Origin of the sequence: Pseudomonas sp. ADAK7, from assembly GCF_012935675.1 — a bacterium.
Classification (GTDB): Bacteria; Pseudomonadota; Gammaproteobacteria; order Pseudomonadales; family Pseudomonadaceae; genus Aquipseudomonas.
This window is the reverse complement of record NZ_CP052861.1, coordinates 3,387,740-3,401,512: the sequence shown is the minus strand read 5'-3', so window position 1 is coordinate 3,401,512 and position 13,773 is coordinate 3,387,740. Positions and strand designations below refer to the sequence as shown.

The 13,773-nt window shown below is 61.7% G+C and carries 11 protein-coding genes; 10 read left to right on the top strand and 1 reads right to left on the bottom strand.

Going from position 1 to position 13,773, the window contains the following annotated elements; all coding sequences use genetic code 11:
* Positions 1-25 precede the first annotated feature (25 nt).
* From rng to tldD, 4 genes are all read left to right on the top strand, one after another.
* Positions 26-1,483: a ribonuclease G gene (gene rng / locus HKK53_RS15900; RefSeq protein ID WP_123516354.1), complete on the top strand. Its 1,458-nt coding sequence runs from the start codon at positions 26-28 to the stop codon at positions 1,481-1,483.
* A gap of 75 nt (positions 1,484-1,558) precedes the next feature.
* Positions 1,559-5,362: a YhdP family protein gene (locus tag HKK53_RS15895; RefSeq protein WP_169371609.1), complete on the top strand. Its 3,804-nt coding sequence runs from the start codon at positions 1,559-1,561 to the stop codon at positions 5,360-5,362.
* Positions 5,363-5,445: 83 nt separating this feature from the next.
* Entirely contained in the window at positions 5,446-6,306 is an 861-nt protein-coding gene (locus HKK53_RS15890) for a carbon-nitrogen hydrolase family protein (RefSeq protein WP_169371608.1), read from the top strand.
* A gap of 5 nt (positions 6,307-6,311) precedes the next feature.
* Positions 6,312-7,754 carry a metalloprotease TldD gene (tldD, locus tag HKK53_RS15885; RefSeq protein WP_169371607.1) on the top strand — a complete coding sequence of 481 codons (1,443 nt, stop codon included), beginning with the start codon at positions 6,312-6,314 and terminating at the stop codon, positions 7,752-7,754.
* Between the two features lie 48 nt (positions 7,755-7,802).
* Here the strand turns inward: tldD and yjgA are convergent, their stop codons facing one another.
* Positions 7,803-8,327 (bottom strand): ribosome biogenesis factor YjgA, encoded by a 525-nt coding sequence (yjgA, locus tag HKK53_RS15880; RefSeq protein ID WP_133838533.1) that lies wholly within the window; start codon positions 8,325-8,327, stop codon positions 7,803-7,805.
* Between the two features lie 108 nt (positions 8,328-8,435).
* Between yjgA and pmbA the strand changes: the two genes are divergently transcribed.
* From pmbA to HKK53_RS15850, 6 genes are all read left to right on the top strand, one after another.
* Positions 8,436-9,782: a metalloprotease PmbA gene (gene pmbA, locus HKK53_RS15875; RefSeq protein ID WP_169371606.1), complete on the top strand. Its 1,347-nt coding sequence runs from the start codon at positions 8,436-8,438 to the stop codon at positions 9,780-9,782.
* Positions 9,783-9,962: 180 nt separating this feature from the next.
* Entirely contained in the window at positions 9,963-10,358 is a 396-nt protein-coding gene (locus HKK53_RS15870) for a FagA protein (RefSeq protein ID WP_169371605.1), read from the top strand.
* On the top strand, positions 10,351-11,727 hold the full coding sequence (locus tag HKK53_RS15865) for a class II fumarate hydratase (protein WP_169371604.1): 1,377 nt from the start codon (positions 10,351-10,353) through the stop codon (positions 11,725-11,727). The genes HKK53_RS15870 and HKK53_RS15865 overlap by 8 nt, the downstream gene beginning before the upstream one ends.
* Positions 11,728-11,754: 27 nt before the next feature.
* The gene (locus HKK53_RS15860) at positions 11,755-12,195 is read left to right on the top strand and encodes a hypothetical protein (protein WP_169371603.1); all 441 of its coding nucleotides are present in this window, start codon (positions 11,755-11,757) and stop codon (positions 12,193-12,195) included.
* A gap of 1 nt (position 12,196) precedes the next feature.
* A complete protein-coding gene (locus HKK53_RS15855) occupies positions 12,197-12,808 on the top strand; it encodes a superoxide dismutase (protein WP_169371602.1) in 612 nt (203 codons plus the stop codon).
* A 30-nt stretch (positions 12,809-12,838) separates the two neighbouring features.
* Positions 12,839-13,732 carry a ZIP family metal transporter gene (locus HKK53_RS15850; protein WP_169371601.1) on the top strand — a complete coding sequence of 298 codons (894 nt, stop codon included), beginning with the start codon at positions 12,839-12,841 and terminating at the stop codon, positions 13,730-13,732.
* Positions 13,733-13,773: the final 41 nt, after the last annotated feature.

Here is a 13,773-nt window from a genome sequence, read left to right as displayed (position 1 = left end):
GAACATGCCTGAACGAGACCCTGCCATGAGTGAAGAGATTCTGATCAACATCACGCCGATGGAATCGCGCGTGGCGGTGGTCGAAAACGGTGTTCTGCAAGAGGTTCATGTCGAACGCACGCAAAAGCGCGGGATCGTCGGCAACATCTATAAAGGCAAGGTCGTGCGGGTTCTGCCGGGCATGCAGGCGGCCTTCGTCGACATCGGCCTGGACCGCGCCGCCTTCATTCACGCCTCGGAAATCTCCCTGCGCGAAGGCCCGGCGGTAGAAAGCATCAGCAGCCTGGTGCACGAAGGCCAGAGCCTGGTGGTGCAAGTCACCAAGGACCCGATCGGTTCCAAGGGCGCGCGCCTGACCACGCAACTGTCGATCCCGTCGCGCTATCTGGTGTACATGCCGCGCACGGCCCACGTCGGCATTTCCCTGAAGATCGAAGACGAAGCCGAGCGCGAACGCCTCAAGCAAGTGGTCACCGATTGCGTGGCCAAAGAAGGTATCAAGGAAGCCGGCGGTTTCATCCTGCGCACTGCTGCCGAAGGCGCTGGCGCCGATGAAATCCTCATGGACATCCGCTACCTGCGCCGGCTGTGGGACCAGATCAACGCCCAGATCAAAACCATCGGCGCCCCGAGCGTGATCTACGAAGACCTCGGCCTGGCGCTGCGCACCTTGCGTGACCTGGTGAGCCCGAAGATCGAAAAGATCCGGATCGACTCCCGGGAAACCTTCCAGAAAACCACACAATTCGTCGCCGAACTGATGCCCGAGATTGCTGACCGGCTCGAGCATTATCCGGGCGAGCGGCCGATTTTCGATTTGTACGGCGTCGAAGACGAAATCCAGAAAGCCCTGGAACGCAAAGTGCCGCTCAAGTCCGGCGGCTATCTGGTGGTCGACCCGGCGGAAGCCATGAGCACCATCGACGTCAACACCGGGGCGTTCGTCGGCCATCGCAATCTCGAAGAAACCATCTTCAAGACCAACCTCGAAGCGGCCACCGCCATCGCTCGCCAACTGCGCCTGCGCAACCTCGGCGGGATCATCATCATCGACTTCATCGACATGGAAGATGAAGAGCACCAGCGCCAGGTGCTGCGCACGCTCGAGAAGCAACTGGAGCGCGATCACGCCAAGACCAACATCATCGGCATCACCGAGTTGGGCCTGGTGCAGATGACCCGCAAGCGCACCCGCGAAAGCCTCGAACAGGTGTTGTGCGAACCGTGCAGCAGTTGCCAGGGCCGCGGCAAACTGAAGACACCGGAAACGGTCTGCTACGAAATTTTCCGCGAAATCCTGCGCGAAGCCCGCGCCTATCAGGCCGAAGGCTATCGTGTATTGGCGAATCAAAAAGTGGTGGATCGCTTGCTCGATGAAGAGTCGGGCAACGTCGCCGAGCTGGAAGGGTTTATCGGCCGCACCATTCGGTTCCAGGTCGAAACCATGTATTCCCAGGAACAATACGACGTGGTGCTGCTCTGAATCTCCAGGTTTCACCGCGACTAGAACGGCTGGCCTCAGCTTTTTGCAGTATTTTTGCCATGGGAGCCACCTGACATGGACCGTCTGACACGCATTTTGGCCGCACTGACCCGCTGGGGACTGGGCCTGTGTGCGTTGGCTCTGGTGCTGATGGCGTTGTACGTCAGCCTCGGCCGGGAGCTGGCGCCGCTGGTGGCCGAATACCGCACCGACATCGAGAGCAAAGGCACTGATGCGCTGGGCATGCCGCTGCAAATCGGCAAGCTGGAAGGCAGCTGGAGCGGTTTTGCGCCGATCCTGCTGGCGCATGACGTAATGGTCGGCGCGGGCACCAATGCCCTGCGCCTGGATAACGTGCGTGCGGTTCCGGATCTCTGGGCCAGCCTGTTGGCTCGCGAAGTGCGCATTGCACATCTGGAACTCAATGGCCTGAAGGTCAGCCTCAAGGAAGGCGCGGACGGCCAGTGGGCGCTGGAAGGTTTGCCGGTGCAGCAAGACCAGCCGATGGATCCTGCACAGTTGCTCAATCGCATGCAGATGGTCGAACAGCTGTCGGTGCTCGACAGCCAGATCACCTTGCAGCCGCTGGACCATGCGCCGCTGACCTTGACTTACGTCGGCTTGAATCTGCAAACCGGTGCCTCCCGCCAGCGACTCGACGCGCGCCTGACCCTGCCCGATGGCCAGCCTGTGGCCATGAGCCTGCGCACCCGTGTGCGCGCCAATGCATGGAAGGATGGCGAGGCGCAGGCTTACCTGAGCCTGCCGCAAAGCGACTGGTCGAAATGGTTGCCCGGGCGCCTGACCCGGCAGTGGAATTTCTCCGAGATCAAGGCGGGCGGCGAGCTCTGGCTGAGCTGGGGGAAAGGCGCTGTGCAAAGCGCAGCAATTCGCCTCAATGCCCCGCAATTGAAGGGCGCCTACGCCGAGCGCAAGCCAATCCAGATCAACAATTTTGCCCTCAACGGCTACTTCCAGCGCAGTGACGAAGGCGCCTTGGTGACCCTTGATTCCTTGTCGATGAACTTTGGCGACACGCGCTGGGAAACTCATCTGCAACTCAAGCAAAGCGTTGCCACGGACAAGACCGATGAGCTCTGGCACCTGCAAGCCGACCGTCTCGACCTGACCCCGCTGACGCCGCTGCTCAATGCGCTGGGGCCGTTGCCGGAAGGCGTGGCCACCGCCGTCGAGAAGCTCAAGGTCACCGGTGCCCTGCGTAACGTATTGATGGATTTTCGGCCCAACGCCACCGACGACAGCAAATTCGGTTTCGCCGCCAACCTGGAGCGTGTCGGCTTCGATGCCTATCACGGCGCACCGGCGGCGCGAAATGTCAGCGGCAGCATCAGCGGTGACCTCGGTCACGGCGAGCTGCGCATGGACAGCAAGGATTTTTCCCTGCACCTGGACCCGATTTTCGCCAAGCCATGGCAATACATCCAGGCCAATGCCCGGCTGACCTGGAAACTCGATAAAGACGGCTTCACCCTCGTCGCGCCGTACCTGAAAGTGCTGGGCGAAGAGGGCAAGATTGCCGGTGACTTCCTGATCCGCCTGCATTTCGACCGCACCCAGGAAGACTACATGGACCTGCGGGTCGGCCTGGTGGACGGCGACGGCAAATACACCGCCAAGTACCTGCCAACGGTGCTCAGCCCGGCGCTGGACGAATGGCTGCGCACGGCGATCCTCAAAGGCGCGGTGGACGAAGGTTTCTTCCAGTACCAGGGTTCGCTGAACCATGGCGCCGCCGATACCGCCCGCAGCATCAGCCTGTTTTTCAAGGTGCATGACGCCGAACTGGCGTTCCAGCCGGGCTGGCCGCATGTCAGCAAGGTCAGTGGCGACGTGTTCATCGAAGACAGCGGCGTGCGGATTCTGGCCAGCAAGGGGCAGTTGCTCGACACCCAGGTCAGCGATATTTACGTCAATATCCCCCATGTGCCGGCCGGGCAAAACGTCCACCTGTTCCTCGACGGCGGGTTTGCCGGCGGCTTGGGCGATGGCCTGAAGATTCTCCAGCAAGCCCCGATCGGTACCGCCGACACCTTCGCCGGTTGGGAAGGCGAGGGCGACCTGCAGGGCAAGCTCAAACTGGATATCCCGTTGGCCAAGGGCGAACTGCCGAAAATCCTGGTCGATTTCAAGACCGCCAAGGCACGGCTGAAACTGGCCGAGCCGACCCTGGAACTGACGCAGCTCAAGGGCGATTTCCGTTTCGACAGCACCAAGGGCTTGAGCGGACAGAACATCACCGCACGGGCGTTCGACAAACCGGTGAGCGCGCAGATATTTGCCGATGGCAGCCCGGGCAAGCTCAACACCCGGGTCGCGGCGTCCGGCCAGGTCGAGGTGAAGAAACTCACCGACTGGCTGAACGTGACCCAGCCGTTGCCCGTGTCCGGTGTCGTTCCTTACCAGTTGCAACTGAGCCTCAATGGCGCCGACAGCCAACTGGTCGTCAGTTCCAATCTCAAAGGCGTCGCCATCGATTTGCCGGCGCCGTTCGGCATGGCCGCCGATGTGGGCCGTGACACGGTGTTCCGCATGTCCCTGCAAGGGCCGGAGCGGCGTTACGGTGTCACTTATGGCGACCTGGCGAATTTCACCTTTGCGGCACCGCCCGGTAATTTTGCCGACGGTCGCGGAGAATTGTTCCTCGGCAACGGCACCGCCGTGTTGCCGAACGCCAAGGGTCTGCGCATCAGCGGCGTGCTGTCGGAGCTGGATGTCGGTCCGTGGAAGGAGCTGGCGGACAAGTACGCCGGCCAGGACCCGGGCGGCAGCGCCAAGCAGTTGCTCAGCGGCGCGGACTTCAAGGTCGGCAAGCTCAGTGGCATCGGGCCGACGCTCGATCAGGTGTCGGTGCAGTTGAACCGCAAACCGTCGGCCTGGGCCTTGCAGCTCGACAGTCAGCAGGCCAGGGGCAGCGCGACGATCCCCGATGCGAAAGCCGCGCCGATAGCGATCAATCTGCAATACGTGCGGTTGCCGGCGCCGGATCCGACCGTGCTGGCCGACGAAAACTCGCCGGACCCGTTGGTCGGCGTGGATCCGACCAAGATCCCGGCGCTGGATATCACCATCAATCAGCTGTTCCAGGGCAATGACCTGGTCGGCGCCTGGTCGCTGAAAGTCCGCCCGACCGCCAAGGGCATCGCCCTCAATACGCTGGACATGGGCCTCAAGGGCATCCTGTTGCAAGGCAGCGGTGGTTGGGAAGGCACGCCGGGCGCGACTAACAGTTGGTACAAGGGCCGGATCAGCGGCAAGAACCTGGCCGATGTGCTCAAGGGCTGGGGCTTTGCGCCGAGCGTCACCAGTGAAGAGTTTCATATGGATGTCGACGGTCGCTGGCCCGGCTCGCCGGCGTGGCTGGCCACCAAGCGTTTCTCCGGCAGCCTCGATGCTTCGCTGAATAAAGGCCAGTTTGTCGAAGTCGAGGGCAGCGCCCAGGCGTTGCGGGTGTTTGGCCTGCTCAACTTCAACTCCATCGGCCGTCGCCTGCGCCTGGACTTCTCCGACCTGTTCGGCAAAGGCTTGAGCTACGACCGGGTCAAAGGCCTGCTGGTGGCCAGCAACGGCGTTTACGTAACCCGCGAGCCGATCCTGTTGACCGGCCCGTCGAGCAATCTGGAGCTCAACGGCACCCTCGATTTGGTCGGCGATCAGGTCGATGCCAAGTTGCTGGTGACTTTGCCTCTGACCAACAACCTGCCGATTGCCGCGTTGATTGTCGGCGCACCCGCCATTGGTGGTGCGCTGTTCCTGATCGACAAACTGATTGGCGACCGTGTGGCGCGTTTCGCCAGCGTCAAGTACACCGTCAAGGGGCCATGGAAAGAGCCGAAGATCACCCTGGACAAGCCTTTTTGAGTTCTTTTTTGAAAAAGCACACACCAGGGCTATGGAGTAGCATGGTCCGTCTGCCCTTGTAAAAAGCGAAGAAGGAGCGCGGCATGTCTGTAGCGGTGATTCAAATGGTCAGCCAGAACGATGTGCTGGCCAATCTGGCCCAGGCCAGGCGCCTGCTTGAACAAGCGGCAAACGCTGGCGCACGGCTGGCGGTGCTGCCGGAAAACTTCGCCGCCATGGGCCGACGCGACATTGCCGATATCGGCCGCGCCGAAGCCATGGGCGACGGCCCGATCCTGCCGTGGTTGAAACAGACCGCCCGCGCCCTCAAGTTATGGATAGTCGCCGGCACGTTGCCGTTGCCGCCGGTGGATCAGCCGACGGCGAAGGTGCATGCCTGCTCGCTGCTGGTGGATGACCAGGGCGAAACCGTTGCACGGTATGACAAGCTGCACCTGTTCGACGTCGATGTGGCGGACAATCGCGGGCGTTACCGTGAATCCGATGACTATGCTTATGGCAGTGGCGTTGTGGTGGCGGACACGCCCGTCGGTCGAGTCGGCCTGACGGTGTGTTATGACCTGCGCTTCCCGGAGTTGTACAGCGAATTGCGTGCTGCCGGTGCGGAGCTGATTACCGCACCATCGGCCTTTACCGCCGTGACCGGTGCGGCCCATTGGGATGTGCTGATCCGCGCACGGGCCATCGAGACCCAGTGTTATGTGCTCGCGGCCGCCCAGGGTGGCACCCATCCGGGGCCGCGAGAGACGTATGGGCATGCTGCCATCGTCGACCCGTGGGGTCGCGTGCTGGCGCAACAGGATCAAGGCGAGGCCGTGTTGCTGGCCGAACGCGATAGCAGCGAACAGGCGTCCATCAGGGCGCGGATGCCGGTGTCCAGTCACCGGCGCTTTTTCTCGCAGGGCGCCCAGCGACCTGCCTCAGAACGTGAATTTAAGGCGTAAAGCATATGAGCGAGTTGTTGTCCTCAGTCAGTGACCACCTGTTAGCGCCCGGCGGCGTGACGATCGAGAGTCTGCAAAGTGTGCTCGGCGATCTGGCCGGCCCGGGCATCGATGCTGCCGATCTGTATTTCCAGGGCCAGATTTCCGAGTCCTGGGCGCTGGAAGACGGGATCGTCAAGGAAGGCAGCTTCAACCTCGACCAGGGCGTCGGCGTGCGCGCGCAATCGGGTGAGAAGACCGGTTTTGCCTACAGCAATGCCATCACCCTCGAAGCGTTGGGCGCGGCGGCTCGTGCGGCCCGTTCGATCTCCCGCGCCGGGCAGAACGGCACCGTGCAAGCGTTCACCACCCAGGATGTCGCCCAGTTGTACGGGCCGGACAACCCGTTGGAAGTGATGACCCGCGCCGAGAAAGTCGAATTGCTCAAGCGTATCGACGTCGCGACTCGCGCCCTCGATCCACGTATCCAGCAAGTCACCGTGAGCATGGCCGGGGTTTGGGAGCGCATTCTCGTCGCGTCCACCGACGGCAGCCTGGCGGCGGATGTGCGGCCGCTGGTGCGCTTCAACGTCAGCGTGATCGTCGAGCAGAACGGGCGCCGCGAACGCGGCGGCCATGGCGGCGGCGGTCGTACCGATTACCGTTATTTCCTCAGCGATGACCGCGCGATGGGCTATGCCCGTGAAGCGTTGCGTCAGGCGTTGGTGAACCTGGAGGCGATTCCGGCGCCGGCCGGCACATTGCCGGTGGTGTTGGGTTCGGGCTGGTCCGGCGTGCTGCTGCACGAAGCGGTCGGTCATGGCCTGGAGGGCGACTTCAACCGTAAAGGCAGTTCGGCCTACAGCGGGCGTATGGGCGAGATGGTTGCCTCCAAACTGTGCACCATCGTCGATGACGGCACGATCGCCGGTCGCCGGGGCTCGTTGAGCGTCGACGACGAAGGCACCCCGACCGAGTGCACCACGCTGATCGAAAACGGCGTGCTCAAAGGCTATATGCAGGACAAGCTCAACGCGCGCCTGATGGGCGTGGCCCGTACCGGTAACGGTCGTCGCGAATCCTACGCGCACTTGCCGATGCCGCGGATGACCAACACCTACATGCTGGCCGGCCAAAGCGACCCGGAAGAAATCATCGCCTCGGTGAAGCGCGGCATCTACTGCGCCAACCTCGGCGGCGGTCAGGTGGACATCACCAGTGGCAAGTTCGTGTTCTCCACCAGCGAGGCGTACCTGATCGAAGACGGCAAGATTACTGCCCCGGTCAAAGGCGCGACGTTGATCGGCAACGGCCCGGAAGCCATGAGCAAGGTGTCGATGGTCGGTAACGACCTGGCGCTGGACAGTGGTGTGGGGACGTGCGGGAAGGATGGGCAGTCGGTGCCGGTGGGTGTCGGCCAGCCAACGCTGAAAATCGATGCGATCACTGTGGGTGGCACAGGATCCTGATGGATGGAGCTTCGGGTGAACCGCGTGGCGGCTCACCCGATTTGAGATTTAACGCAGACCGCGTTGAGTCTCGTCCAGCTCACGGATGTACTTGAAGACTTTACGGCTCGATGCCGGTGGCTTGTTGGTCGCCAGTTCGTGCTGGGCCTGACGGATCAGGGAGCGCAACTGTTGACGATCAGCCTCCGGGTAGTCGAGCACGAACTTCTCCAGGACTGCATCGTCGCCCGCGATCAAGCGATCGCGCCAGCGTTCCAGGCCGTGGAAACGTTCGTTGTACTGCCGGGTGGAGGCATCGAGTTGATCGAGCAGCTTGAAAATGGCGTCAGTGTCCTGATCGCGCATCAGTTTGCCGATGAACATCAGGTGCCGTTTACGCGCGATATTCGCGGTGTGCTTGGGCGCATCGGCCAGGGCCCGGCGCATAGCGTCGGTCAACGGCAGTTTTGCCAGCAAGTCAGGCTTGAGCGTTGTAAGGCGTTCGCCGAGGTCAACCAGAGCATGCAGCTCGCGTTTAACCTGGGATTTGCTTTTTTCTCCCGTATCGAGGGAGTCGTCGTAAGAATCAACCATGGTGGCCGTCCGCAAAGAAACGCCGCCATGATAACCAGTCGGGGGCCGCTTGTCCGGCCCGGTCGCTCGAAGGCCCCAGCCGAAAGCAGAATTTGAGTGGAGAACAGCATGAGTGCAGTTGAAAGCGTCGGCCCACAAGCGTTGCCGGCACTGCAAGAGCAAGTCGAGCAGATCATCGCTGAAGCCAAGCGCCAGGGTGCCAGCGCCTGTGAAGTCGCGGTGTCGCTGGAGCAGGGCCTGTCCACTTCGGTGCGTCAGCGGGAAGTCGAAACCGTCGAATTCAATCGCGATCAGGGTTTTGGCATCACCTTGTACGTCGGCCAGCGCAAAGGCTCGGCCAGCACCTCGGCCAGCGGTCCGGAGGCGATTCGCGAAACCGTCGCTGCCGCACTGGCCATTGCCAAACACACCTCGGAAGACGAAGCCTCCGGCTTGGCTGATGCCGCGCTGATGGCCAAGGATCTGCGGGATTTCGACCTGTTCCACGAGTGGGACATCACCCCCGAGCAAGCCATCGAGATGGCCCTGAGCTGTGAAGCGGCGGCGTTTGCCACCGACAGCCGGATCAAGAACGCCGACGGCACCACCCTCAGCACGCATCAGGGCTGCCGCGTCTACGGCAACAGCCACGGCTTTATCGGTGGCTACGCATCGACTCGTCACAGCCTGAGTTGCGTGATGATCGCCGAGGCCGAAGGCCAGATGCAGCGCGATTACTGGTACGACGTGAACCGTCAAGGCAACTTGCTGGCTGACCCGGTGAGCATCGGCCAGCGTGCCGCGCAACGGGCAGCGAGCCGTCTGGGCGCCCGCCCGGTGCCGACCTGCGAAGTGCCGGTGCTGTTTTCGGCGGAGTTGGCCGGTGGTTTGTTCGGCAGCTTCCTGTCGGCGGTGTCCGGCGGCAGCCTGTATCGCAAATCGTCGTTCCTCGAAGGCACCCTGGGGCAGAAGCTGTTCCCGGAATGGCTGACCCTGGATGAGCGTCCGCATTTGATGCAAGCGATGGGCAGCTCGGCGTTCGATGGCGATGGTCTGGCGACCTATGCCAAACCGTTCGTCGAAAATGGCGTTTTGGTGTCGTACATCCTCGGCACCTATTCCGGTCGTAAACTGGGCATGCCAAGCACCGCCAACGCCGGCGGCGTGCACAACCTGTTCGTCACCCATGGCGACGAAGACCAGGCCGCGCTGTTGCGTCGCATGGGCCGTGGCTTGCTGGTCACCGAATTGATGGGCCAGGGCTTGAACATGGTCACCGGTGACTATTCCCGTGGTGCGGCGGGTTTCTGGGTCGAGAACGGCGAAATCCAGTTCGCGGTCCAGGAAGTGACTATCGCCGGCAACATGCGCGACATGTTCAAGCAGATTGTGGCGGTGGGGAATGACCTGGAACTGCGCAGCAACATTCGCACCGGTTCGGTGTTGATCGAGCGGATGACGGTGGCGGGCAGCTGACCCGAACCCGTTACACAAAAGGCGCGCCATCCATTGGATGGCGCGCCTTTTTTTGTGCCTCACACGCCGAACTGTAGGAGCAAGCTTTGCTCCCACAGAGACGGTGACAAACAATAGCGGGGTTGTTTTGGTTCTCATTATCATCTAATAATAAATCTCATTACCGAATGAGCCCGGATTATGAGTTCTGCCTTGCACGAGCAGCCTTACCTCGAAAGCTGGCGCTGGATGAGTCGCCAGATTCGTTGCGCGATGGATCCCGACGAACCGCGCCTGATCGAACATTACCTGGCCGAAGGCCGGTATCTGGCCTGTTGCACGGCCACCTCACCCTGGACCATCTCTGAAACCTCCTTCCGTTTGTTGCTCGACACCGCCGCCGATGTCGCGCTGCCGTGGCACTGGCGCACCTTGTGTCTCGACCAGGCCTGGCGCCCATTGCGCGAGCTGGAACGCCTCTCTTTGTGCAAATGCCGCCTAAAGCGCTGGCAGAGCTACACCTGGCAACTGGCGACCTGCGAGTTGCAGCCCTCGATTCCCCTCATAGAACTGGTGCAAGGATTTCCCGATGAGTAACACTCGTATCGAACGCGACAGCATGGGCGAGCTGCAAGTCCCGGAGGCTGCCCTCTACGGCGCGCAAACCCAACGTGCAGTGGATAACTTCCCGATCAGCGGCAAACCGATGCCGGTGCAGTTCGTCCGCGCGTTGATCCTGGCCAAGGCTGCTGCCGCCCGGGCCAACGTCGAGCTCAAGCAGATCAGCGAATCCCAGGGCAAAGCCATCGTCGATGCCGCTCAAGGCCTGATCGAAGGCGATTTCATGCAGCACTTTCCGGTGGATATCTTCCAGACCGGTTCCGGCACCAGCTCCAACATGAACGCCAATGAAGTGATCGCCACCCTGGCCAGTCGATTGCTGGGTGAGCCAGTAAACCCCAACGATCACGTCAACTGCGGCCAGAGCAGCAACGACATCATCCCGACCACCATTCACGTCAGTGCCGCACTGGCCTTGCATGAGCAACTGCTGCCGGCGCTGGTGCATCTGGTGCAAGTGATCGAACACAAGGCCGAGCAGGTTCATCACCACGTCAAAACCGGGCGCACGCACCTGATGGATGCGATGCCGGTGCGCATGAGCCAGGTGCTCAACGGCTGGGCGCAACAGCTCAAGGCCAACATCGGCCACCTGCAAGACTTGCTACCGAGTCTGCAATCCCTGGCGCAGGGCGGCACGGCAGTGGGCACCGGAATCAACGCACATCCGCAGTTCGCGGCGCGTTTCAGCCAGCAATTGAGCAAATTGACCCAGGTGCAATTCCAGCCGGGCAAGGACCTGTTTGCGCTGATCGGCTCCCAGGACACGGCAGTCGCCGTGTCTGGCCAGCTCAAGGCCACCGCGGTGTCGCTGATGAAAATTGCCAACGACCTGCGCTGGATGAACTCCGGGCCATTGGCCGGCCTCGGCGAAATCGAACTCGAAGCCTTGCAGCCGGGCTCCTCGATCATGCCGGGCAAGGTCAACCCGGTGATCCCGGAAGCCACGGCGATGGTTGCCGCTCAAGTGATCGGCAATGACACGGTGATCACCATCGCCGGCCAGTCGGGCAACTTCGAATTGAACGTGATGCTGCCGATCATCGCCCAGAACCTGCTGAGCAGCATCGAATTGCTGGCCAACTCCAGCCGTCTGCTGGGCGACAAGGCCATCGCCAGCTTCAAGGTCAACGAGGCCCGGCTCAAGGAAGCGCTGTCGCGCAACCCGATTCTGGTCACGGCACTCAACCCGATAATCGGTTACCAAAAAGCCGCGGAGATCGCCAAGAAGGCGTATCAGCAGGGCCGTCCGGTGATTGATGTCGCCCTGGAACACACCGACCTGTCGCGTAGCCAACTGGAAGAGTTGCTCAATCCAGAAAAGCTCACTGCCGGCGGCGTGTAATCACCGCTACCGCTTTGGAGGCTCACCATGGAGCACTGGAAACGCACAATCGAAAGGGCCAATCGCCATTTCATGCTGGGCGAGTTCGTCGATGCCCGCGAGGCTTACTTGCAGGCTCTGGCGCTGGCCCAGGTGTTGTTCGAGCGCTGGGCGGATGCCGACGAAGCGGTGGCCGCTTGCGTGATTTCCCACCACAACCTCGCGGACCTGCATTTGCGCCTGAACCAGCCGGAGGAGAGCGCCGAGTACCTGTGCGCCATCCACCAACGCTTGTTGCAGACCATGCAGGACCCGCGCCTGACCCCGGCCCTGCGCGAAGCCGCGCTACGCCAGAGCAGCAAAACTTACGTCGAGCTGCTGAATTTCATCAGTGAACACGGCGAATACCCGCGCACCCATCGTTTGCTGCACATGGATGCTGCGTCGCCGCGGCACCCGTCTGCCCCTCTTCAATATGGAGTCCATTGAAATGGCTTTTACCTTGCCTGCCTTGCCGTACGCCTACGACGCCCTGGAACCGCACATTGATGCGCAAACCATGGAAATCCACTACACCAAGCACCACCAGACCTATATCAACAACCTCAACGCGGCCGTTGAAGGCACCGAGTTTGCCGAATGGTCGGTGGAAAAACTGGTGGCCAGCGTCCAGCAACTCCCGGAAAAACTGCGCGCCGCGGTGATCAATCAGGGCGGCGGTCACGCCAACCATTCGCTGTTCTGGGAGGTCATGGCGCCTAACGCGGGCGGCAAGCCTGATGGCACGCTGGCCAAGGCTATCGATGAACAACTGGGCGGTCTCGACAGCTTCAAGGAAGCCTTTACCAAAGCCGCGCTGACTCGCTTCGGCAGTGGCTGGGCGTGGTTGAGCGTGACGCCGCAAAAGACCCTGATCGTGGAAAGCAGCGGCAACCAGGACAGCCCGTTGATGAACGGCAACACGCCGATCCTTGGCCTCGACGTCTGGGAACACGCCTATTACCTGCGTTATCAGAACCGTCGCCCGGAATACATCAACGCGTTCTACAACGTGATCAATTGGCCCGAAGTCGCGGCGCGCTATCAGGCTGCGCTGGTTTAAGTCTTCTATAAAAACAATCCAAGGCTGACTATGGGCACTGAAACACTGGCGATCGGTAGCGGACGAATGTTTCGTTACGCGTTGGGATCGCTGTTACTGCTGGCGGGTATGACGTTGTTGGTCGCCCAGGGATTGGCGTGGCTGGACCTTGAGCCGAAGTTGCTGCGCGCCCTGCAAGGTGGCGCGATTTGCGCCTTGGGCACCGCGCTCGGGGCAGTGCCGGTCCTGGTGATTCGGCGCATGCCCCAGGCGCTCAGCGATACCCTGCTGGGTTTCGGTGCCGGTGTGATGCTTGCAGCGACGGCGTTTTCGCTGATCGTCCCGGGCATCTCTGCGGCCGAAAGCCTGGGGCTGACGCCTTGGGCGGCCAGCGGTTTGATCAGTTTCGGCATCATGCTCGGCGCGTTCGGGTTGTTCCTGGTGGATCGCAAGGTCTCCGGGGCCAGCCCGGAAATGCTCGTCGGCACCTTGGAACGCCCGGTGATTCCGCCGCGGATCTGGTTGTTCGTGTTCGCCATCATTGCCCACAACATTCCCGAAGGCATGGCGGTCGGCGTTTCGGCCGGCGGCGGCATGCCCGACGCCGATAGCCTGGCCATGGGCATCGCCTTGCAGGATGTGCCCGAGGGACTGGTGATTGCGTTGGTGTTGGCCGGGGCAGGGATGTCGCGGGTCAAGGCGTTCCTGATCGGCGCGGCATCGGGGCTGGTGGAGCCGGTCTTCGCGCTGTTGTGTGCGTGGCTGGTGAGCCTGGCGGAATTGCTGCTGCCGTTGGGACTGGCGCTGGCGGCCGGGGCGATGCTGCTGGTGGTGACCCATGAAGTCATCCCGGAGTCGCGGCGCAATGGTCACGACAAGCTGGCCAGCCTGGGATTGTTGATGGGGTTTTGTTTGATGATGGTGATGGATACAGCGTTGGCCTAGCAGGGACGTACGGCCTTGTAGCAGCTGGCGAAGCCAGCGTT

Bases quoted from the DNA above. Each gene is read 5' to 3' on its own strand.
- HKK53_RS15850 (WP_169371601.1), top strand. From the start codon at position 12,839: ATGGGCACTGAAACACTGGCGATCGGTAGCGGACGAATGTTTCGTTAC.
- pmbA (WP_169371606.1), top strand. From the start codon at position 8,436: ATGAGTGCAGTTGAAAGCGTCGGCCCACAAGCGTTGCCGGCACTGCAA.
- rng (WP_123516354.1), top strand. From the start codon at position 26: ATGAGTGAAGAGATTCTGATCAACATCACGCCGATGGAATCGCGCGTG.
- HKK53_RS15870 (WP_169371605.1), top strand. From the start codon at position 9,963: ATGAGTTCTGCCTTGCACGAGCAGCCTTACCTCGAAAGCTGGCGCTGG.
- tldD (WP_169371607.1), top strand. From the start codon at position 6,312: ATGAGCGAGTTGTTGTCCTCAGTCAGTGACCACCTGTTAGCGCCCGGC.
- HKK53_RS15895 (WP_169371609.1), top strand. From the start codon at position 1,559: ATGGACCGTCTGACACGCATTTTGGCCGCACTGACCCGCTGGGGACTG.
- yjgA (WP_133838533.1), bottom strand. From the start codon at position 8,327: ATGGTTGATTCTTACGACGACTCCCTCGATACGGGAGAAAAAAGCAAA.
- HKK53_RS15890 (WP_169371608.1), top strand. From the start codon at position 5,446: ATGTCTGTAGCGGTGATTCAAATGGTCAGCCAGAACGATGTGCTGGCC.
- HKK53_RS15855 (WP_169371602.1), top strand. From the start codon at position 12,197: ATGGCTTTTACCTTGCCTGCCTTGCCGTACGCCTACGACGCCCTGGAA.
- HKK53_RS15860 (WP_169371603.1), top strand. From the start codon at position 11,755: ATGGAGCACTGGAAACGCACAATCGAAAGGGCCAATCGCCATTTCATG.
- HKK53_RS15865 (WP_169371604.1), top strand. From the start codon at position 10,351: ATGAGTAACACTCGTATCGAACGCGACAGCATGGGCGAGCTGCAAGTC.